At 60.3% G+C, this 19,323-nt stretch carries 18 protein-coding genes; 6 read left to right on the plus strand and 12 right to left on the minus strand.

Annotated elements, in window-relative coordinates:
• Positions 1-66: 66 nt before the first annotated feature.
• Positions 67-1,092, minus strand: a complete 1,026-nt coding sequence (gene tdh, locus HU218_RS04790) for an L-threonine 3-dehydrogenase (protein ID WP_174873802.1) — start codon at positions 1,090-1,092, stop codon at positions 67-69.
• Positions 1,093-1,117: 25 nt separating this feature from the next.
• Positions 1,118-2,317, minus strand: coding sequence for a glycine C-acetyltransferase (locus tag HU218_RS04795; protein ID WP_174873803.1), 1,200 nt, complete (start codon positions 2,315-2,317; stop codon positions 1,118-1,120).
• A gap of 184 nt (positions 2,318-2,501) precedes the next feature.
• Here HU218_RS04795 and HU218_RS04800 point away from each other — a divergent pair, with 184 nt between their 5' ends.
• A complete protein-coding gene (locus tag HU218_RS04800; protein WP_174873804.1) occupies positions 2,502-2,684 on the plus strand; it encodes a hypothetical protein in 183 nt (60 codons plus the stop codon).
• Between the two features lie 77 nt (positions 2,685-2,761).
• Here the strand turns inward: HU218_RS04800 and HU218_RS04805 are convergent, their stop codons facing one another.
• The 9 genes from HU218_RS04805 to grpE all read right to left on the minus strand — a co-directional run bounded on the left by HU218_RS04805 (position 2,762) and on the right by grpE (position 10,732).
• Entirely contained in the window at positions 2,762-2,962 is a 201-nt protein-coding gene (locus tag HU218_RS04805; RefSeq protein ID WP_174873805.1) for a hypothetical protein, read from the minus strand.
• 31 nt (positions 2,963-2,993) lie between these two features.
• Entirely contained in the window at positions 2,994-3,215 is a 222-nt protein-coding gene (locus tag HU218_RS04810; protein ID WP_174873806.1) for an acid-shock protein, read from the minus strand.
• A 73-nt stretch (positions 3,216-3,288) separates the two neighbouring features.
• Positions 3,289-3,525, minus strand: a complete 237-nt coding sequence (locus tag HU218_RS04815; protein WP_174873807.1) for a hypothetical protein — start codon at positions 3,523-3,525, stop codon at positions 3,289-3,291.
• 268 nt (positions 3,526-3,793) lie between these two features.
• Positions 3,794-4,792: a porphobilinogen synthase gene (hemB, locus tag HU218_RS04820; RefSeq protein ID WP_174873808.1), complete on the minus strand. Its 999-nt coding sequence runs from the start codon at positions 4,790-4,792 to the stop codon at positions 3,794-3,796.
• A gap of 130 nt (positions 4,793-4,922) precedes the next feature.
• Complete coding sequence (locus HU218_RS04825) at positions 4,923-5,117, minus strand: hypothetical protein (RefSeq protein WP_174873809.1); 195 nt, start codon at positions 5,115-5,117, stop codon at positions 4,923-4,925.
• 73 nt (positions 5,118-5,190) lie between these two features.
• Positions 5,191-6,681 carry an alanine/glycine:cation symporter family protein gene (locus tag HU218_RS04830; RefSeq protein WP_174873810.1) on the minus strand — a complete coding sequence of 497 codons (1,491 nt, stop codon included), beginning with the start codon at positions 6,679-6,681 and terminating at the stop codon, positions 5,191-5,193.
• A gap of 259 nt (positions 6,682-6,940) precedes the next feature.
• Positions 6,941-8,059 (minus strand): molecular chaperone DnaJ, encoded by a 1,119-nt coding sequence (dnaJ, locus tag HU218_RS04835; RefSeq protein ID WP_174873811.1) that lies wholly within the window; start codon positions 8,057-8,059, stop codon positions 6,941-6,943.
• Between the two features lie 97 nt (positions 8,060-8,156).
• Positions 8,157-10,067 (minus strand): molecular chaperone DnaK, encoded by a 1,911-nt coding sequence (dnaK, locus tag HU218_RS04840; protein WP_174873812.1) that lies wholly within the window; start codon positions 10,065-10,067, stop codon positions 8,157-8,159.
• Between the two features lie 122 nt (positions 10,068-10,189).
• Complete coding sequence (gene grpE, locus HU218_RS04845) at positions 10,190-10,732, minus strand: nucleotide exchange factor GrpE (protein WP_174873813.1); 543 nt, start codon at positions 10,730-10,732, stop codon at positions 10,190-10,192.
• Positions 10,733-11,152: 420 nt separating this feature from the next.
• Here grpE and aceA point away from each other — a divergent pair, with 420 nt between their 5' ends.
• Positions 11,153-12,451, plus strand: coding sequence for an isocitrate lyase (gene aceA, locus HU218_RS04850; protein WP_174873814.1), 1,299 nt, complete (start codon positions 11,153-11,155; stop codon positions 12,449-12,451).
• 112 nt (positions 12,452-12,563) lie between these two features.
• Here the strand turns inward: aceA and bcaP are convergent, their stop codons facing one another.
• Positions 12,564-13,958, minus strand: coding sequence for a branched-chain amino acid transporter BcaP (gene bcaP, locus HU218_RS04855; protein WP_174873815.1), 1,395 nt, complete (start codon positions 13,956-13,958; stop codon positions 12,564-12,566).
• Between the two features lie 487 nt (positions 13,959-14,445).
• On the opposite strand from bcaP, the gene aceB reads away from it, so the two are divergent.
• The 4 genes from aceB to HU218_RS04875 all read left to right on the plus strand — a co-directional run bounded on the left by aceB (position 14,446) and on the right by HU218_RS04875 (position 19,021).
• Positions 14,446-16,041, plus strand: a complete 1,596-nt coding sequence (gene aceB / locus HU218_RS04860; protein WP_174873816.1) for a malate synthase A — start codon at positions 14,446-14,448, stop codon at positions 16,039-16,041.
• 225 nt (positions 16,042-16,266) lie between these two features.
• Positions 16,267-17,235, plus strand: coding sequence for an ABC transporter substrate-binding protein (locus HU218_RS04865; protein ID WP_174873817.1), 969 nt, complete (start codon positions 16,267-16,269; stop codon positions 17,233-17,235).
• A gap of 92 nt (positions 17,236-17,327) precedes the next feature.
• Positions 17,328-18,227 carry an ABC transporter permease gene (locus tag HU218_RS04870; protein WP_174873818.1) on the plus strand — a complete coding sequence of 300 codons (900 nt, stop codon included), beginning with the start codon at positions 17,328-17,330 and terminating at the stop codon, positions 18,225-18,227.
• Positions 18,227-19,021 carry an ABC transporter ATP-binding protein gene (locus HU218_RS04875; RefSeq protein WP_174873819.1) on the plus strand — a complete coding sequence of 265 codons (795 nt, stop codon included), beginning with the start codon at positions 18,227-18,229 and terminating at the stop codon, positions 19,019-19,021. The genes HU218_RS04870 and HU218_RS04875 overlap by 1 nt, the downstream gene beginning before the upstream one ends.
• Positions 19,022-19,323: the final 302 nt, after the last annotated feature.

Genomic DNA, 19,323 nt, shown 5'->3' on the forward strand with positions numbered 1-19,323 from the left:
CCAGCATGAAAAAAGCCCGCAAACGCGGGCTTTTTGCTTGCGGCCAACGTTGGCCGCCGTATCGGCTTATCGCCAGTCCAGAATCACCTTGCCGCTCTGGCCGGACAGCATAGCGGCAAAGCCGGCTTCGAAATCGTCCACCTTGAAGTGGTGGGTGATGATCGGGTTGATGTCGAGGCCAGACTGGATCAGTGCCACCATCTTGTACCAGGTCTCGAACATCTCGCGGCCATAGATACCCTTGATTTCCAGGCCCTTGAAGATCACCTGGTTCCAGTCGATGGCGGTATTGGCCGGCGGAATACCCAGCAACGCCACCTTGCCGCCGTGGTTCATCACATCCAGCATCTGGCGGAACGCCTGCTGGTTACCGGACATTTCCAGCCCCACATCGAAGCCTTCGGTCATGTGCAGTTCCTGCATCACCGTGTGCAGGTTTTCCGTGGCCACGTTTACCGCGCGGGTGGCGCCCATCTTGCGCGCCAGTTCCAGCCGGTAATCGTTGACGTCGGTAATCACCACATGCCGTGCGCCGACATGCTTGGCAATCGCCACCGCCATGATGCCGATCGGGCCGGCACCGGTAATCAGTACATCCTCGCCCACCAGATTGAACGACAGTGCGGTATGCACCGCATTGCCGAACGGGTCGAAAATGGCCGCCAGATCGTCAGAGATATCGTCCGGGATCGGGAAGGCGTTGAACGCCGGGATCACCAGGTACTCGGCAAACGAGCCTTCGCGGTTGACGCCGACACCGGTGGTGTTGCGGCACAGGTGGCGACGGCCGGCGCGACAGTTGCGGCAATAACCGCAGGTGATGTGGCCTTCGCCGGATACGCGCTGGCCGATTTTGAAACCCTGCACTTCCGAGCCCATGCCGGCGACCACGCCGACGTATTCGTGGCCGACGTGCATCGGTACCGGAATGGTTTTCTGCGCCCATTCATCCCAGTTCCAGATATGGATATCGGTGCCGCAGATGGCGGTCTTGTGAATCTTGATCAGCAGGTCGTTGTGGCCGACTTCCGGCATCGCGACATCGGTCATCGACAGCCCGGGGGCCGCCTGCAGTTTGGCAAGTGCTTTCATTCTTCGCGTTCTCCTGATTGCCTGCTTAAATCACGCCCAGTTCGCGGCCAACCTTGATGAAGGCGGCAACAGCATGTTCTACCTGCTCCGGCGTGTGGCCGGCGGACATCTGGGTACGGATGCGCGCCTTGCCCTTGGGCACTACCGGGTAGGAGAAACCGATCACGTATACCCCCTCGGCCAGCAGCGCGGCCGCCATTTCGCCCGCCAGACGGGCATCGCCCAGCATCACCGGAATGATCGGATGCTGGCCCGGCACCAGGGTAAAGCCGGCGGCACTCATGCCCTTGCGGAACGCCTCGGCATTGCGCTTCAGTCTGGCGCGCAATTCGGCGCCCTCTGCACCCTTGAGAATCTCCAGGACTTTCAGGCTGGCCGCGGCAATGGCCGGTGCCAGGGTGTTGGAGAACAGATACGGGCGCGAGCGCTGGCGCAACAGATCGATCGCCGGCTGGCGTCCGGAAACGTAACCACCGGAGGCACCACCCAGCGCCTTGCCCAGCGTGCCGGTGTAGATATCCACCCGCTCGCTTACGCCGCACAACTCCGGGGTACCGGCACCAGTTTCGCCGATGAAGCCGACTGCGTGCGAATCATCCACCATCACCAGCGCACTGTAGCGATCGGCCAGATCACAGATCGACTTCAGGTCGGCAATGATGCCGTCCATGGAGAACACACCGTCGGTCACGATCAGCTTGAAGCGCGCGCCGGCAGCCTCGGCGGCCTGCAGCTGGGACTCCAGATCGGCCATATCGTTGTTCTTGTAACGGAAGCGCTTGGCCTTGCACAGCCGCACACCATCGATAATCGAGGCGTGATTCAGCTCGTCGGAGATGACCGCGTCTTCCTCGCCCAGCAGGGTTTCGAAAACGCCACCGTTGGCATCGAAGCAGCTGGAATACAGGATGGTGTCGTCGGTACCGAGAAAGCCGGAAATGGCAGCTTCCAGATCCTTGTGTACCTGCTGGGTACCGCAGATGAAGCGCACCGAGGCGCAACCGTAACCGTAATCGTCCATGCCCTGCTTGGCGGCATCGATCAGGCGCTGGTCATCGGCGAGACCAAGGTAGTTGTTGGCGCAGAAGTTCAATACATGCTGGCCGCCGGCCAGATCGATGTCCGCGCGCTGCGGCGAGGCAATCACCCGCTCCGGCTTCTCGTAACCTTCGGCACGGATCTGTGCCAGCGTGGCTTGCAGGTGGGCAAGGTAGGTATGGTTCATCCTGGTTTCCTTGAAAGTGGCGCCACCGGATAACGGCAGGCACGGCTATACTGCCACCATTGTAGGCCGGCAAAATAGGCATGTTCAGATACAGTAGCCAACGATTTTGCGCCCGCCGGTGTTACCGTTGTCTTACAGCATAGCCGCTGCCTGTCTGTACCCAACCGGAGTCTCCGTTTTAACCGTGAAACCTGCTGCCACCGTCAGTTGCCGCTTTTGTCGCCACTATTACATCACCCACGATGCGCGCTTCCCCTATGGCTGCCGCGCGATGAACTTCAAAAGCAAGCGCCAGCCGCTGCAGGACGTGCGCGACAGCACCGGGCACGACTGCCAGACCTTCGCCCGCAAAACGCCACGCGGATAAGCAACATCGGAGGCCACACCGATCGCAAGCGGTCTTGCCGCATGAAAACAAAAACCCCCGCATGGCGGGGGTTTGGCTTACTTCGCGTCGGATCCGGTTGGCGGCGGTAGCTGCCGGAACACCTTGTGCGCATGCACGATGTGCTTGTGCGCTTGCTTGTGATGCACAGGCTTGACTAGCGGCGAGCGGTTGACGGTATTCGCCACCACGATATTCACCGCAGGCGGCTCTTCGGCGAAACTGGCCGCCGCAATCAGCCCGCACAGCGTCGCCAGCACGGCAGCACCAAGCCTGTTCATCGACTAACGCTTACTTGGCAGCAGAAGCTGCTTTTTTCGCCATTACCTTGTGGTGCTTGGCAGCATGCTTCTTGTGCGACACTTTCTTGTGCATGGCTTTTTTGGCCGGAGCCTTTTGTACCACTACCGGCTTGGCGGCAGCGTCGGCCGGCTTGGTGGCATCGGCAGCAAAACCGGCCATGGAAGTCAGGCCCAGAACAGCGGCAACGGTTAGTGCGGTCAGTTTTTTCATGGTGGTCACTCCAGAGAATGTGTTTCAGCTGGCCGGGCGTCGTGTCTTGGCCCGGCGGCAAGATCAGTCCGCTTTACTTGGCAGCGGATGCGGCTTTTTTCATTGCTGCTTTGTGATGCTTGACGGCATGTTTCTTGTGCACAGCCTTCTTATGCATCACTTTCTTGTGCATGGCTTGCTTGGCCGGGGCCTTCTGTACCACAGCCGGCTTGGCGGCGGCATCGGCCGGCTTAGCGGCATCGGCAGCAAAACCTGCCATGGAAGTCAGACCCAGTACGGCAGCGACGGTCAGTGCGGTCAGTTTTTTCATGATGCTCACTCCTGTGATATGAGATGTGAAGTCCGGGTGTCACCCATGCGACTTGCCCTTGAACACATCCTATGCCGCCCGCGACAACAGGTATGTAAGCCAGCTGTTTCCGCATGTTGGCCGCAACGTGCTTTCGTTACCTGGCGTTACGTGGCGGGCAGGATAGGGCCATCATCAGGCCGCATGGGTAACCGCACGTAATAAGCGCCCCAAAAACAAGCGGCCAACCCCGCTACAGGGTTGGCCGCTTGTATTGCCGGAGCAGCGCTCAGCGCTTGAGCAGACGCGCGACATCCATGGCGAAATAAGTGAGGATCCCGTCGGCACCGGCACGCTTGAACGCCAGCAGGCTTTCCAGCATGCACTTTTCTTCATCCAGCCAGCCGTTCTGGAATGCGGCCTTCAGCATCGCGTATTCGCCGGACACCTGGTAGGCGTAGGTCGGCACCTTGAAGTGATCCTTCACGCGGCGGATCACGTCCAGATACGGCATGCCCGGCTTGATCATCACCATGTCGGCGCCCTCTTCCAGATCCATCGCTACTTCGTACAGCGCCTCGTCGAGGTTGGCCGGATCCATCTGGTAGGTGTACTTATCGGCTTTGCCGAGGTTGGCCGCAGAGCCGACCGCATCGCGGAACGGACCGTAGAACGCCGAGGCGTACTTGGCGCTATAGGCCAGAATCTTGGTGTGGATATAGCCTTCGTCTTCCAGTGCGCTGCGGATGGCACCGATGCGGCCATCCATCATGTCGGACGGGCCGAGTACATCGACGCCGGCAGCAGCATGGCACAGGCCCTGCTGTACCAGGATCTCGGTGGTTTCGTCGTTCAGCACGTAACCGCTATCGTCCAGGATGCCATCCTGACCATGCACGGTGTACGGGTCCAGCGCCAGATCGGTCATGATCCCCAGCTCCGGGAAGCGGGCTTTCAGCTCGCGCACCACGGTCGGCACCAGACCGTCCGGATTGAAGGCCTCTTCGCCTGAGTTGTCCTTACCGGTCTCGATCACCGGAAAGAGGGACAGCATCGGGATGCCCAGCTGCAACGCTTCTTCCGCGGTATACAGCAGCTTGTCCAGACTCTGGCGCACCACGCCCGGCATCGAGGCCACCGGTTGCTCGCGACCCTCGCCTTCCAGCACGAACACCGGATAGATCAGGTCATTGGTGGTCAGCACGTTCTCGCGCATCAGGCGGCGGGAAAACTCGTCACGGCGCATACGGCGCATGCGGGTAGCGGGGAAATAGCGATTGGTGAACATCGGCAGCTCTTTCGGCAAAGTCGGTAAGGAATTCGGCAAGCAAGATAGCAAAGCTATGACAATGCGCCCAGCATTGGTTCACGGCAATTTGCTGCGGCGCAAAGGTTGGCCGCCATACCGGCACGTAACGCTACGGTTTTTTCGCCGCCCCGTCTGCCTTGTCCTCGTCGTCCTGCTTGTCGGTGGCATAGGTTCCGGGAATCACCCCGGGGGGCAGCTTGATCGGCCCCTGCTTTTTCGACAACTTCGCCAGGGTGCCGATGACGGAAACGATGGGACCGACAATCGCCAGAACCCAGAACCAGGTGGAATGCAGCAAATCCATGGCTTAGCCCAACAATGAAAAAACGCCGGGAAATCCCGGCGTCAAATTGGTTACGCAGATTGCGGCAAGGCTATCACACCTTGTCGTACACCGGCTGGCCGCCGTGCTTGCGTTCTTCGTCCAGGTTGTCTTCCGACTGGTGGCCGGTCCAGTAGTCGGCGCCCTTGATACCCAGTTTTTCTGGGTGGAATACCGGATCCAGACCTTTCGCCTTCTGGGCTTCGTAGTCGCGCAGGGCGATAAAGGCCGGCTTCTGCAGCAGCAGGATCGCAGCGATGTTCATCCATGCCATCATGCCGACACCGATGTCACCCATACCCCAGGCCAGATCGGCAGTCTTCACGGTGCCGTATACCACGGTCGCCATGATCGCGAACTTCAGCACCAGCGTCAGCCATGGACGGTTGACCTTGCGGCTCAGGTAGGCGATGTTGGTTTCGGCGATGTAGTAGTAGGCGATGATGGTGGTGAAGGCAAAGAAGAACAATGCCACGGCCACGAAGATGGAACCGAAGCCCGGCATGATGTTTTCCATCGCGGTCTGCACATAGCCCGGACCAGCAGCGACACCGGCGATACCGGTATGCATGGCATGGCCATCCGGACCCTGTACGTTGTACTGGCCGGTGATCAGCAGCATGAAGGCGGTAGCGGAGCAGACGAACAGGGTGTCGATGTACACCGAGAACGCCTGTACCAGACCCTGCTTGGCCGGATGCGATACCGCAGCGGCGGACGATGCGTGCGGGCCGGTACCCTGACCTGCTTCGTTGGAGTACACGCCACGCTTCACGCCCCACTGGATCGCCAGACCCAGGATGGCACCAAAGGCGGAATCCAGACCGAAGGCGCTCTTGAAGATCAACGCCAGAATGCCAGGCAGCTGATGGATGTTCAGCGCCACGATCACGCAGGCCACGATGATGTAGGCCAGCGCCATGAACGGCACCACGATCTCGGCAAAGGAAGCGATACGCTTCACGCCACCGAAGATGATGAAGCCCAGCATCAGCGCCAGAATGGCAGCAGTCACGTTCGGGTCGATGCCCAATGCATTCTGCAGGCCGGCACCGATGGAGTTGGACTGGGTGCCCGGCAGCAGCACGCCGCAGGCAAACACGGTCGCGATAGCAAACACGATCGCGAATGGCTTCATGCCAAGGCCCTTCTCAATGTAGAAGGCCGGGCCGCCACGGAATTCACCGTTGATCTTTTCCTTGTAGATCTGGCCGAGGGTAGACTCGACGAAGGCAGAGCTGGCACCAAGGAAGGCAACCATCCACATCCAGAACAAGGCGCCCGGGCCGCCGAAAGTAATGGCAGTAGCGACACCGGCGATGTTACCGGTACCGACGCGACCGGCCAGGGTCATGGCCAGCGCCTGGAAAGACGACACGCCGCTATCGCTGGACTTGCCGTCGAACATCAGACGAATCATTTCGCCAAAGTGGCGTACCTGCGCAAAACGGGTGCGCAGCGAGAAGAACAGGCCCACACCCAGGCAAAGGAAAATCAGGCCCTTGCTCCAGATCCAGCCATTCAGAAAATCAACCAGTTCCTGCATGTTTGCTCCTTACTGATCAGTGTTGTGTCGTCCCGAAACGGGGGGCTTCCTGTCAAGAAGCCTTTCGCGCGAATCTTGTTGTCCGCTGCGAAGCCGCCACCATACTGAAACATGAAGAGCAGGCATAGATGGCTGGATACATTAGCCATTATTTGTCAGACAATCGCCGCATCGGCGCATAACATTGCTTTGACAATGAAAATCGCGCCGCCTGCAACGCAGAACGGCGCGATGAAAATACAACAAACCGGCGACAGGCTTAGCCGAAGAAGTCCTTCAGCTTGTCCATGAACGACTTGGTGCGCGGGCTGTGGGTCGCTACATCACCCTGGCTGATGGCCTCGAACTCGCGCAGCAACTCTTTCTGCCGCTCGGTCAGCGCCACCGGGGTTTCCACCACCACATGGCACATCAGGTCGCCATAGTCGCTGCCACGCACCGACTTCACGCCCTTGCCACGCACGCGGTAAACACGGCCGGACTGGGTTTCCGCCGCGATTTTCACTTTCACCATGCCGTCCAGGGTCGGGATTTCCACCTCGCCCCCCAGTGCAGCGGTAGCAAAGCTGATCGGCATCTCGCAATGCAGATCCTTGCCGTCGCGTTCGAACACGCTGTGTTTCTTGACGTGGGTAACCACGAACAGGTCACCCGCCGGGCCGCCGTTCTGGCCCGGTTCGCCCTCGCCCGCCAGACGGATGCGATCGCCCTCGTCCACGCCGGCTGGAATCTTCACGTTCAGCGTCTTGTGGGTTTTCACTTGGCCAGCACCGTGGCACTTGTGGCACGGATCGGTAATTTCCTTGCCGCTACCGTGGCAGGTCGGGCAGGTCTGCTGGATGGAGAAGAAGCCCTGGCTCATGCGCCCCTGGCCGTGACCGCCGCAGGTGCGGCAGGTCTTGGGCTGGGTGCCCGGCTTGGCGCCAGTGCCGTGGCACGCGTCGCAGTTTTCATGCGACGGAATGCGGATCTGCTTCTCGCAGCCACGCGCGGCTTCTTCCAGCGTGATTTCCATGTTGTAGCGCAGGTCGGAACCGCGATACACATTGGAGCGGCCGCCACCACGCTGACCACCACCAAAGATGTCGCTGAAAATATCGCCGAAATCGAAACCGCCGAAGCCGGCACCGCCGCCGCCCATGCCGGCCTGCGGGTCGACACCGGCATGACCGTACTGGTCATAGGCTGCGCGCTTCTGGCTGTCGGACAGGATCTCGTAGGCTTCTTTCACCTCCTTGAACTTGTCTTCGGCTTCCTTGCTGTCCGTATTGCGGTCCGGGTGGTACTTCATCGCCAGCTTGCGATAAGCCTTCTTGATGTCGTCTTCCGAGGCATCGCGGTTGACACCGAGTACCTCGTAGAAATCCTTTTTCGCCATGCTGTATCACCGTTGTGCCAACCCCAGAGGTTGGCCGCCTATCAAGGAAAAGGCACAGCGCCCCGGAGGGCCTGTGCCTTGACGCGATTGAGGAAGCTTACTTCTTCACTTCTTCGAATTCGGCGTCGACTACGTTACCGTCGTCTTTTTTGTCGTCGGACGGCTGGGCTGCAGCAGCACCTTCCTCGCCCTTGTCGGCGTACATGTGCTCGGCCAGCTTATGCGAGGCAGTCATCAGCGCCTGAACCTTGGCATCGATGGCTTCCTTGTCGTCGCCCTTGATCACTTCTTCGGCTTCTTTCAGCGCGGTTTCGATCGCAGCTTTCTCGTCGGCGGAAATCTTGTCGCCGAACTCGCCCAGCGATTTCTTCACGCTGTGAATCAGGCCTTCACCCTGGTTGCGGGCCTGCACCAGCTCGTGCAGCTTCTTGTCTTCTTCGGCGTTCAGCTCGGCGTCACGCACCATCTGCTGGATTTCCGCTTCGGACAGACCGGAAGAAGCCTGGATGGTGATGTTGGCCTGCTTGCCGGAAGCCTTGTCCTTGGCGGACACGTGCAGGATACCGTTGGCGTCGATGTTGAACTCGACCTCGATCTGCGGTACGCCACGCGGTGCCGGCGGGATGTCCCCCAGATTGAACTGGCCCAGCGACTTGTTGGCCGCAGCCTTTTCACGCTCACCCTGCAGCACGTGGATGGTTACCGCGGTCTGGTTGTCATCGGCAGTGGAGAAAGTCTGCGATGCCTTGGTCGGGATGGTGGTGTTCTTCTGGATCAGCTTGGTCATCACGCCGCCCAGGGTTTCGATACCCAGCGACAACGGGGTAACGTCCAGCAGCAGCACGTCCTTGCGATCACCGGACAGTACCGAACCCTGGATCGCGGCGCCCACGGCCACGGCTTCGTCCGGGTTCACGTCACGGCGCGGTTCCTTGCCGAAGAAGGCCTTCACGGCGTCCTGTACTTTCGGCATACGGGTCTGACCACCCACCAGGATCACGTCGGTGATGTCGGCCAGCGATACACCGGCGTCTTTCAGGGCCACTTTGCACGGCTCGATGGAGCGCTGTACCAGGTCGTCGACCAGGCTTTCGAACTTGGCGCGGGTAATCTTCATCGCCAGGTGTTTCGGGCCGGTGGCATCCATGGTGATGTACGGCAGGTTCACTTCGGTCTGGGTGGCGGAAGACAGTTCGATCTTGGCTTTTTCCGCGGCTTCCTTCAGACGCTGCAGTGCCATTACGTCGTTCTTCAGATCAACGCCCTGCTCTTTCTTGAACTCGGTCACGATGAAGTCGATCAGACGCTGGTCGAAGTCTTCGCCACCGAGGAAGGTGTCACCGTTGGTGGACAGCACTTCGAACTGGTGCTCGCCGTCTACGTCGGCAATTTCAATGATGGACACGTCGAAGGTACCGCCGCCGAGGTCATACACGGCAATCTTGCGGTCGCCTTCCTGCTTGGCCAGGCCAAAAGCCAGGGCGGCAGCAGTCGGTTCGTTGATGATGCGCTTCACGTCCAGACCGGCGATACGGCCAGCATCCTTGGTGGCCTGACGCTGGCTGTCGTTGAAGTAGGCCGGTACGGTAATCACGGCTTCGGTCACTTCTTCGCCCAGATAGTCCTCGGCAGCCTTCTTCATCTTGCGCAGCACTTCGGCGGAGATCTGCGGCGGCGCCATTTCCTTGTCGCGCACCTGTACCCAGGCATCGCCGTTGGAGGCTTTCTTGATCTGGAAAGGCATCAGGTCGATGTCTTTCTGCACTTCCTTGTCTTCGAAGCGGCGGCCGATCAGGCGCTTCACTGCGTACAGGGTATTTTTCGGGTTGGTGACTGCCTGGCGCTTGGCCGGGGCGCCAACCAGAATCTCGCCATCTTCCATGTAGGCGATGATAGACGGGGTGGTGCGTGCGCCTTCGGCGTTTTCGATTACTTTCGGGCTGCCGCCTTCAACGACTGCCACGCAGGAGTTGGTAGTACCCAGGTCAATACCGATGATTTTGCCCATGTTCAATCTTCCTATGCTTTTAACTGGATTCAGGCACCGCGATGTTGGCCGCAGCTGCCGGTTGAGTTGTCAGATATTGGCTATCGCCACAATTTCAAGAGGGATTTGCACCACGCCGGCCTTCAGGCTTTCGGCTTGGACACCACCACCATCGCCGGACGCAGGATACGGTCGGTAATCAGGTAACCTTTTTGCATCACGCGCAGCACGGTATTCGCCTCGGCTTCCGATTCTTCCTGGCTGATTGCCTGGTGTTTATGCGGATCCAGCTTCTCGCCGACCGGGTTGATCTCGCTGATCTGGCCTTTCTCGAAAGCGGCCACCAGCTGCTTCAGCGTCAGATCGACGCCGAATTTGAGGTTTTCGAACTGGCCGGATTGATCCAGAACCGCCATTTCCAGGCTGTCCTTCACTGCCAGCAGTTCGGAGGCGAACTTCTGGATAGCAAATTTCTGTGCGTTGACCACATCTTCAGCGGCGCGACGGCGCATGTTTTCGGTTTCGGCCTTGGCGCGCAAACACTGGTCTTTCCATTCCGCCACTTCGGCTTCCAGCGCGGCAATGCGCTGCTCCGGCGTCTGCTCCAGTGCGGCTGCGGCTTCTGCGGCGGCGGCATCAGTTTGCGTAAGCACTTCTTCTGCTTGGGAATTCTGGTTTTCCTGCATGGCGCATCCATTTGGGTGAAGTCATAAACACCCTCGCTATATAAGGCCTTTAACTGGCATTTCAAGCCCTCGCCAGAAAGCCGGATCCGGCGCGTTTGTTTACCTTTTTTTTCGCATTGCACAAAAATTACCATTCAAATTTATTCGTTTCTGCGCACGCTTGTTAGCATTTGAAAACAAAGGATTTTTTTTGTGCTGCAGTGCACACAACGCATTTTTTTTATGATTAAATGATTTCACAACAGCGCTACTGCACGGCCCGCCAGCCCCCTTATCCGGGGCGGTTTCCGGCAGTAAAACCAGCTACCAAAACAGGCTGGTGCTCACGCAAAAAACGCCGGCAAGACCGGCAGGCAACAAGAGAACTGGGAGCGCCGCTTAGGCGGCAAAACGCAACTATCAAGTGAAGGGTTCATCACCATGACGACTCGTGAACAACGCATCGCCGCCATCCAGAAAGACTGGGACGAAAATCCACGCTGGAAAGGTATCAAGCGTGGCTATACCGCCGCCGACGTGGAGCGCCTGCGCGGCTCCGTACAGGTTGAACACACGCTGGCCCGCAATGCCGCCAACAAGCTGTGGCAACTGGTGAACAACGAACCCTACATCAACTGTCTGGGCGCCCTGACCGGCGGCCAGGCCATGCAGCAGGTAAAGGCCGGCATCAAGGCCATCTATCTGTCCGGCTGGCAGGTTGCCGCCGACAACAACGAATACTCCGCCATGTACCCGGACCAGTCGCTGTACCCGGTTGACTCGGTACCGAAAGTGGTTGAGCGCATCAACAACGCCTTTACCCGTGCCGACGAAATCCAGCATTCCAAGGGTATCGAGCGCGGCGACGCCGGCTACATCGACTACTACGCACCGATCGTGGCCGACGCCGAAGCCGGTTTCGGCGGCGTACTGAACGCCTACGAACTGATGAAGGCGATGATCCGCGCCGGCGCCGGTGGCGTGCACTTCGAAGACCAGCTGGCTTCGGTGAAGAAGTGCGGCCACATGGGCGGCAAGGTACTGGTTCCGACCCAGGAAGCGGTACAGAAACTGATCGCAGCCCGTATGGCTGCCGACGTCTACGGCGTGCCGACCCTGGTGATTGCCCGTACCGACGCCGAAGCTGCCGACCTGCTGACCAGCGACTGCGACGAGCGTGATCGTCCGTTCCTGACCGGCGAGCGCACTGCCGAAGGCTTCTACAAGACCAAGAAAGGTCTGGAGCAGGCCATCAGCCGCGCCGTAGCCTACGCCGAGTACGCCGACCTGGTATGGTGCGAAACCGGCACCCCGGATCTGGAGTTCGCCCGCAAGTTCGCCGAGGCAGTCCATGCCAAGCATCCGGGCAAACTGCTGGCCTACAACTGCTCGCCGTCCTTCAACTGGAAGAAGAACCTGGACGATGCCACCATCGCCAAGTTCCAGCGCGAACTGGGCGCCATGGGCTACAAGTACCAGTTCATCACCCTGGCTGGCATCCACAACATGTGGTACAACATGTTCGATCTGGCACAAGACTACGTGGCTCGCGGCATGTCCGCCTACGTCGAGAAGGTTCAGGAGCCGGAATTCGCGGCCCGCGATCGTGGCTACACCTTCGTGTCGCACCAGCAGGAAGTGGGTACCGGTTACTTCGATGACATCACCACCGTGATCCAGGGTGGCAAGTCCTCGGTGACCGCGCTGACCGGTTCCACCGAAGAAGAGCAGTTCCACTAAGCCTTTCGACCTCAAACGGCGACTCGACCCCGCCGTCTGCGTCCAAAGCAAAACCCCCGTCGTCAGACGGGGGTTTTGTCTTTTGGCTGGCGGCCAACGTTGGCCGCAGCGATTACGCCTTGTGCAGGTGTGAGCGCTGGCGCGAATAGCCGAAGTACACCAGCAGGCCGATTACCAGCCAGATGATGAAGCACAGCCAGGTCAGGCTGGACAGCTGCGTCATCAGGAACACGCAGAACACGATGGCCAGCGCCGGCACGTACGGCACACCCGGGCAATGGAATTTGCGCGGCAGGTCCGGCTCGCGCTTGCGCAGCACAATGATGGCGGCGGCAATCAGGCTGAACGCGGCCAGAGTGCCGATGTTCACCAGCTCGGCCAGAGTGCCCAGCGGCACGAAACCGGCGATCAGCGCGATGATGCTACCAATCAGCCAGGTTGCCTTGTACGGGGTGCCGTACTTGGGATGCACCTCTGAGAACACCTTGGGCAGCAGGCCGTCACGCGACATGGCAAACAGGATGCGGGTCTGGCCATAGGTCATCACCAGAATCACGGTCAGCATGCCGAGGATGGCGCCCAGATCGACGAAACCGGCAAACCAGTCCAGCTTGGCCACTTGCAGCGCCAGCGACACCGGATGGTCGATGCCCTTGAACTGCATGAACGGCACGATACCGGTCATGATGGCAGACACGATCACGTACAGCAGCGAGCAGATCGCCAGCGACCAGATCACCCCTTTCGGAATGTCCTTCTCCGGGTTCTTCACCTCTTCTGCCGCACAAGTCACCGCATCAAAGCCGAGGAAACTGAAGAACACGATGGCCGCACCCTGGAACACCCCGCTCATGCCGTAAGGCAGTGCCGGATTCCAGTTAGCCGGCTTCACATGCCATACCGCAATGGCGATAAACAGCAGCACCACGGCAACCTTGATCAGCACCACGAAGTTGTTCACCTTCTTCGATTCCTTGATGCCGAACGCCAGCAAGGCGGTAATCAGCATCGCAATCACGAAGGCCGGCAGGTTGAAGAGTGTCTCCACGCCGGGCCGCGCACCGGCGGCGGCAGTCAGCGCATCCGGCAGATGGATACCGAAGCCCGATAGCAGGCTCTGGAAGTAACCGGACCAGCCTACCGATACCGCGGATGAAGCCAGCAGGTACTCCAGCATCAGGTCCCAGCCGATGATCCAGGCAATGATCTCGCCCAGCGTGGCGTAGGCATAGGTATAGGTAGAGCCGGAGACCGGCAGCATGGAAGCGAACTCGGCATAGCACAGCGCGGCAAAGCCGCAGGCAATGGCGCCGATGATGAACGACAGCACCAGTCCCGGACCGGCCACGGTGGCGCCGGTACCGGTGAGTACGAAAATACCGGTACCGATGATGGCGCCGATACCCAGCATGGTGAGGTCAAAGGCGGACAGCTCCTTGCGCAGTACGGCAGCCCCCTGCGGGGCGGCCATCATCTGGCGCACATCCTTTTTGCGTAGCAAACCCATTTATCTTGTCCCGTTGTCGCCAGCGACACCAGCCCTGTCGGAGCCGGGTGCCAGTCTGTTGTGATGTGGCGACGATAGCGTTGTGGACTATCGCGCAGGGGCGCGAATATGCCGCATTGCAACAACAGGTTCAAGCCGGAGTCAGCTTTGGTATTTTGTATCCATACTCCAATACGCAGTAATTTGGAGCGGATATACCAGCCACACCCCGTCTAAGCGCTATCTCGCGCCACGATATGCCAAATCACGGCAGATCACTGCAAATGTGCTACATGCACCGAATTTGTAGCCAGCCAGGCAGAAAACCCTGGCCGCCCAAAGCACCGTGAATGCTGCCGACACCAGTACTACCCACAAAAAAGTAAAAAATGTTATGGGCCTGCACCTATTTTTCCCGCACCGGGCTAACGCTAAACTAGGTGTCAGTAAGAGTGCGCCAGAGCGCACCGCGGACGGCAACGGCCGGCCAGACAACCAAGGAGAGACAATGGCACTGCAATTGCCGCAGGGAGTAGAAATCCTCGCGCCGGTTAAATCGGCGCACCAGGCATTGCTCGGTAACGATGCACTGGCCTTCATCGCCAGGCTGCACCGCGAGTTTGAACCGCGACGACGGGAACTGCTGGCGCTGCGCCAGCAGCGCCAGGCCGAGCTGGATGCCGGCAAGCTGCCGGACTTCCTGCCGGAAAGCGCGGCCCTGCGCCAGAGTGAGTGGCAGATTGCCCCGCTGCCCGCGGCGCTGCTGGATCGCCGCGTGGAAATCACCGGTCCGGCCGAGCGCAAGATGATGATCAATGCGCTCAACTCCGGTGCCAGCTGCTTCATGGCGGATTTCGAAGACGCCATGAGTCCCGGCTGGTCCAACATCATTCATGGCCACCAGAACATGTGCGATGCCTGGCGGGGCAGCATCAGCTATCACAGCCCGGAAGGCCGTCACTATCAGCTGGGCGCCACACCGGCAACGTTGATGTTGCGTCCGCGTGGCTGGCATCTGACCGAAAAGCACCTGCGCATTGATGGCCAGCCGGTATCTGCCGCCCTGTTCGACTTCGGTCTCAGCTTCTTCCATAACGCCGCCCTGCTACACAGCCAGGGACGCGGCATCTACTACTATCTGCCCAAGCTGGAAAACCATCTGGAAGCACGGCTGTGGAACGATATTTTCCTCGCCGCGCAGCAGGAACTGGCATTGCCGGCAGGCAGTGTCCGCGCCACGGTACTGATCGAGCACCTGTTGGCCGCATTCGAAATGGATGAAATCCTGTACGAGCTGCGCGAGCACAGTGCCGGGTTGAATGCCGGCCGCTGGGATTACATCTTCAGCTGCATCAAGAGCTTCCGCCAGGTGCGGCATTTCTGCCTGGCCGACCGCGAGCAGATCGGTATGACGGTACCGTTCATGCGCTCCTATGCGCTGCTACTGCTCAAGACCTGCCACCGGCGCGGCGCACCCGCCATCGGCGGCATGTCGGCCTTAACGCCGATCAAGCACGATGTTGCGGCCAACGAGCGGGCACTGGCGGCGATCCGCGCCGACAAGGAGCGCGAAGCGCGCGATGGCTACGACGGCAGCTGGGTGGCACACCCGGCCCTGGTACCGCTGGCATTCGAAGCTTTCCGTAGCGTACTGGGCGACGCCCCCAACCAGCTGCAGCGCCAGCGCGAACACGTGGTGATTACCGCCGCCGACCTGCTGAACTTCCAGCCGGAAACGCCGATCACCGAGGCCGGCTTGCGCAACAACATCAGTGTCGGTCTGCAGTACCTTGGCGCCTGGCTGAGCGGCAACGGCTGCGTGCCGATCCATAACCAGATGGAGGATGCTGCCACCGCCGAGATTGCCCGCGCCCAGTTGTGGCAATGGTTGCACAGCCCGAAAGGACTGCTGGACGATGGCCGCAAGGTCAGCCTGTCACTGCTGCGCGATCTGGCCACCGACGAGATCAACCGCTTGCAGGCCGAGTACGGCAGCCGCTGGAGCCGGCATTTCGAAGATGCCGCACAGCTGTTCGACCTGCTGATTACCAGCGAGGAATTCATCGAATTCTTCACCCTGCCCGGCTACGAATATCTGGATTGAACCGGCGGCCCGACCCGGCTGTACCGCAGCAACTACATAATTCGCCAGCATCCACCCGCCAGAGCCCGTGCTACTGGCGGGTTTTCCTTTGCCCGCACCACAATGCAGCAGATCGCACTAAATGAATACAATATTTGAAATATTATTGCTTTGCACAATCTGAAACAGTGCCAACTTTGGAATATCATTGCGCGCCATCGCACTGCAACATCCAAAAGGCTCTCCATGCACGCCGTCAACCGCCGCACCCTGCTGGCTCTTACCCTGATCGCCAGCCTGTCCCCGTTTGCCCATGCCGCCGAACAAAAATCGGTCGCCGTTACCGCCATCGTTGACCACCCTGCGCTGGATGCCGCGCGCAAGGGTATCGAGGACGAGCTGAAAGCCGCCGGTTTCGAGCCGGGCAAGCAGATCAAGTACCAGTACCAGAGCGCACAGGGCAACCCGGCCACCGCCGCGCAGATCGCCCGCAAGTTCATCGGCGATGCGCCGGACGTGATCGTGGCCATCGCCACCCCGAGCGCGCAGGCTGTGGTAGCGGCCACCCGCTCCATTCCGGTGGTATTTACCGCCGTGACCGATCCGGTCGCCGCCAAGCTGGTTGCCGGCTGGAGCGCCAGCAAGACCAATGTCACCGGCGTATCCGACATGCTGGCGCTGGCGCCGCAAATCGACCTGATCGGCAAGGTGAAGCCGGGCGCCAAGCGCATCGGCCTGGTGTACAGCCCGGGTGAAGTGAACTCGGTAGTGGTGGCCAAAGAGCTGAAAGCCGAGCTGGCCAAGCGTGGCATGAGCCTGGTGGAAGCCCCGGCACCGCGCACCGTGGACGTTGCGCCGGCAGCCAAGAGCCTGATCGGCAAGGTTGATGCCATCTACACCACCACCGACAACAATGTGGTGTCCACCTATGAATCGCTGGTGGCCGTCGCCCAGCTGGCCAAGCTGCCGCTGATCGCCGCCGATACCGATTCGGTGAAGCGTGGCGCTATTGCCGCCCTCGGCCAGAACTACTATGACATCGGCCGCCAGACCGGCAAGCTGGTGGTGCGCATCCTGAAAGGCGAGAAAGCCGGCAGCATTGCACCGCAGCTGGCCGACAAACTGTCGCTGTCGCTGAACCCGGCGGCAGCCCAGAAGCAGGGCGTCACCCTCAGCCCTGCCCTGCTGAAAGAAGCCAAGGAAACCGTGAAGTAATTCCTGGCATGGTTGGCCGCATACTCTGCGGCCAACCTGTTTTCCACCGCGCAGCCACGAGCTGCGCGCTGTCATTTGCAGCGAGTAATACCATGACCCTGATTGCCCTGATGGGTGCGCTGGAAATCGGCCTGATCTTTGCGCTGGTCGCGCTTGGCGTGCTGATTTCCTTCCGCATTCTCGATTTTCCCGACCTGACCGCCGACGGCAGCTTCCCGCTGGGCGGTGCCGTCGCCGCCACCCTGATCGCCGGTGGCCATGACCCGTGGCTGGCCTGCGGCGTCGCCACCCTGGCCGGTGCCGCCGCTGGCCTCACCACTGCCTGGCTCAACGTGCGGCTGAACATCCTGCAGCTGCTGGCCTCCATTCTGGTGATGATCGCGCTGTACTCGATCAACCTGCGCATCATGGGCGCGCCGAACATGCCGCTGATCGGCAGCCCCACCGTCTTCAGCCCGCTGATCGGCGACAATTTCGACATCGGCTGGCAGGTACAGCCGGCGGTACTGGCGGTGGTGATCGTCATCGCCAAGCTGGCGCTGGATGTGTTCTTTGCGTCGCAGACCGGCCTGGCGATGCGCGCTACCGGGGCCAATGCCCGCATGGCGCGCGCGCAAGGTATCGCCACCGAGCGCATGGTACTGGCCGGCATGGCGCTGTCCAACGCGCTGATCGCACTGGCCGGCGCACTGTATGTGCAAACCCAGGGCGGCGCCGACGTATCGATGGGCGTAGGCACCATCGTGGTAGGGTTGGCCGCGGTGATCATCGGCGAAACGCTGCTGCCGTCGCGCAAGCTGTGGGTGATCACGCTGGCCACCGTGCTGGGTGCGCTGCTGTACCGCCTGCTAATTGCCGTGGCGCTGAACGCCGACTTCATCGGTCTTCAGGCGCAGGACCTGAACCTGATCACCGCGCTGCTGGTGGGTTTTGCGCTGGTACTGCCAAAACTGAAAGCCAAATTTGCCCGCAAGGCCGGAGGGAAAAACTGATGCTGCGCGCCGACAATCTGTTCAAGACTTTCAATCCGGGCACGCCGATCGAGAATCCGGTACTGCGCGGCCTGTCGCTGCAAATCGACAGCGGCCAGTTCGTCACCGTGATCGGCAGCAATGGCGCCGGCAAATCGACCTTCCTTAACGCGCTGGCCGGCGATGTGATTGTCGATAGCGGTAGCCTGGCAATCGATGGCAAGGACGTTACCCGCACCCCGGGCTGGCAGCGCGCCGGCATGGTGGCCCGCGTGTTCCAGGACCCGATGGCCGGCACCTGCGAGAACCTCAGCATCGAGGAAAACATGGCGCTGGCTTACTACCGCGGCAAGCAGCGCGGCTTTGGCGCCTCGCTGAACCGCCAGCTGCGCGAGCTGTTCCGCGACAAACTGGCGACGCTGAAACTGGGGCTGGAAAACCGCCTGCCGGATCGCATGGGTTTGCTCTCCGGCGGCCAACGTCAGGCAGTCAGCCTGCTGATGGCCAGCCTGCAACCATCACGCATCCTGCTGCTGGACGAACACACCGCGGCACTGGACCCGAAAACTGCCGCCTTCGTGCTGGAACTGACCGATCGCATCGTGCACGAGAACCAGCTCACCGCGCTGATGGTCACCCACTCCATGCGCCAGGCGCTGGACCACGGCCACCGCACCGTGATGCTGCACCAGGGCCGCGTGGTACTAGATGTCGCCGGCGAGGAACGCGGCCGCATGCAGGTAAGCGACCTGCTGGCGATGTTCGAAAAGACCCGCGGCGAGGCCATCGACGATGATGCGCTGCTGCTGGGCTGATGCCCCGGCAGCTGCTATATAAAGAATGGCCGCGCAATGCGGCCATTTTTCTTGCGGCCAACCTCTGGCTTACACCTTGGCAGCAAACGCTTGCAGCTAGACACAACTGCCGTGTCTCTGTTTTGCAATGGCCCGCAATAACCGGCCGCCGGCACGCCACCTCACCTGCCATCAGCTATAACGCCACAGCGACGTCCGGCGCCGGCAACAAATTTCTGCACCGCACAATAACAAAAGCATAATCAGGTATGATGTCAGCTGCGCGCCGCCGTTGCCGTCTGCCGCCTGCCGCCGGGCAAAAT

The sequence above is a fragment of the Vogesella oryzae genome (genome assembly GCF_902829295.1).
Taxonomy (GTDB): domain Bacteria; phylum Pseudomonadota; class Gammaproteobacteria; order Burkholderiales; family Chromobacteriaceae; genus Vogesella; species Vogesella oryzae.

What these genes read in the sequence shown, in the direction of transcription:
- tdh (WP_174873802.1), bottom strand. Translation starts at nt 1,092, where the DNA reads ATGAAAGCACTTGCCAAACTGCAGGCGGCCCCCGGGCTGTCGATGACC.
- HU218_RS04795 (WP_174873803.1), bottom strand. Translation starts at nt 2,317, where the DNA reads ATGAACCATACCTACCTTGCCCACCTGCAAGCCACGCTGGCACAGATC.
- HU218_RS04810 (WP_174873806.1), bottom strand. Translation starts at nt 3,215, where the DNA reads ATGAAAAAACTGACCGCACTAACCGTTGCCGCTGTTCTGGGCCTGACT.
- HU218_RS04815 (WP_174873807.1), bottom strand. Translation starts at nt 3,525, where the DNA reads ATGAAAAAACTGACCGCACTGACCGTCGCTGCCGTACTGGGTCTGACT.
- hemB (WP_174873808.1), bottom strand. Translation starts at nt 4,792, where the DNA reads ATGTTCACCAATCGCTATTTCCCCGCTACCCGCATGCGCCGTATGCGC.
- HU218_RS04825 (WP_174873809.1), bottom strand. Translation starts at nt 5,117, where the DNA reads ATGGATTTGCTGCATTCCACCTGGTTCTGGGTTCTGGCGATTGTCGGT.
- HU218_RS04830 (WP_174873810.1), bottom strand. Translation starts at nt 6,681, where the DNA reads ATGCAGGAACTGGTTGATTTTCTGAATGGCTGGATCTGGAGCAAGGGC.
- dnaJ (WP_174873811.1), bottom strand. Translation starts at nt 8,059, where the DNA reads ATGGCGAAAAAGGATTTCTACGAGGTACTCGGTGTCAACCGCGATGCC.
- dnaK (WP_174873812.1), bottom strand. Translation starts at nt 10,067, where the DNA reads ATGGGCAAAATCATCGGTATTGACCTGGGTACTACCAACTCCTGCGTG.
- grpE (WP_174873813.1), bottom strand. Translation starts at nt 10,732, where the DNA reads ATGCAGGAAAACCAGAATTCCCAAGCAGAAGAAGTGCTTACGCAAACT.
- aceA (WP_174873814.1), top strand. Translation starts at nt 11,153, where the DNA reads ATGACGACTCGTGAACAACGCATCGCCGCCATCCAGAAAGACTGGGAC.
- bcaP (WP_174873815.1), bottom strand. Translation starts at nt 13,958, where the DNA reads ATGGGTTTGCTACGCAAAAAGGATGTGCGCCAGATGATGGCCGCCCCG.
- aceB (WP_174873816.1), top strand. Translation starts at nt 14,446, where the DNA reads ATGGCACTGCAATTGCCGCAGGGAGTAGAAATCCTCGCGCCGGTTAAA.
- HU218_RS04865 (WP_174873817.1), top strand. Translation starts at nt 16,267, where the DNA reads ATGCACGCCGTCAACCGCCGCACCCTGCTGGCTCTTACCCTGATCGCC.
- HU218_RS04870 (WP_174873818.1), top strand. Translation starts at nt 17,328, where the DNA reads ATGACCCTGATTGCCCTGATGGGTGCGCTGGAAATCGGCCTGATCTTT.
- HU218_RS04875 (WP_174873819.1), top strand. Translation starts at nt 18,227, where the DNA reads ATGCTGCGCGCCGACAATCTGTTCAAGACTTTCAATCCGGGCACGCCG.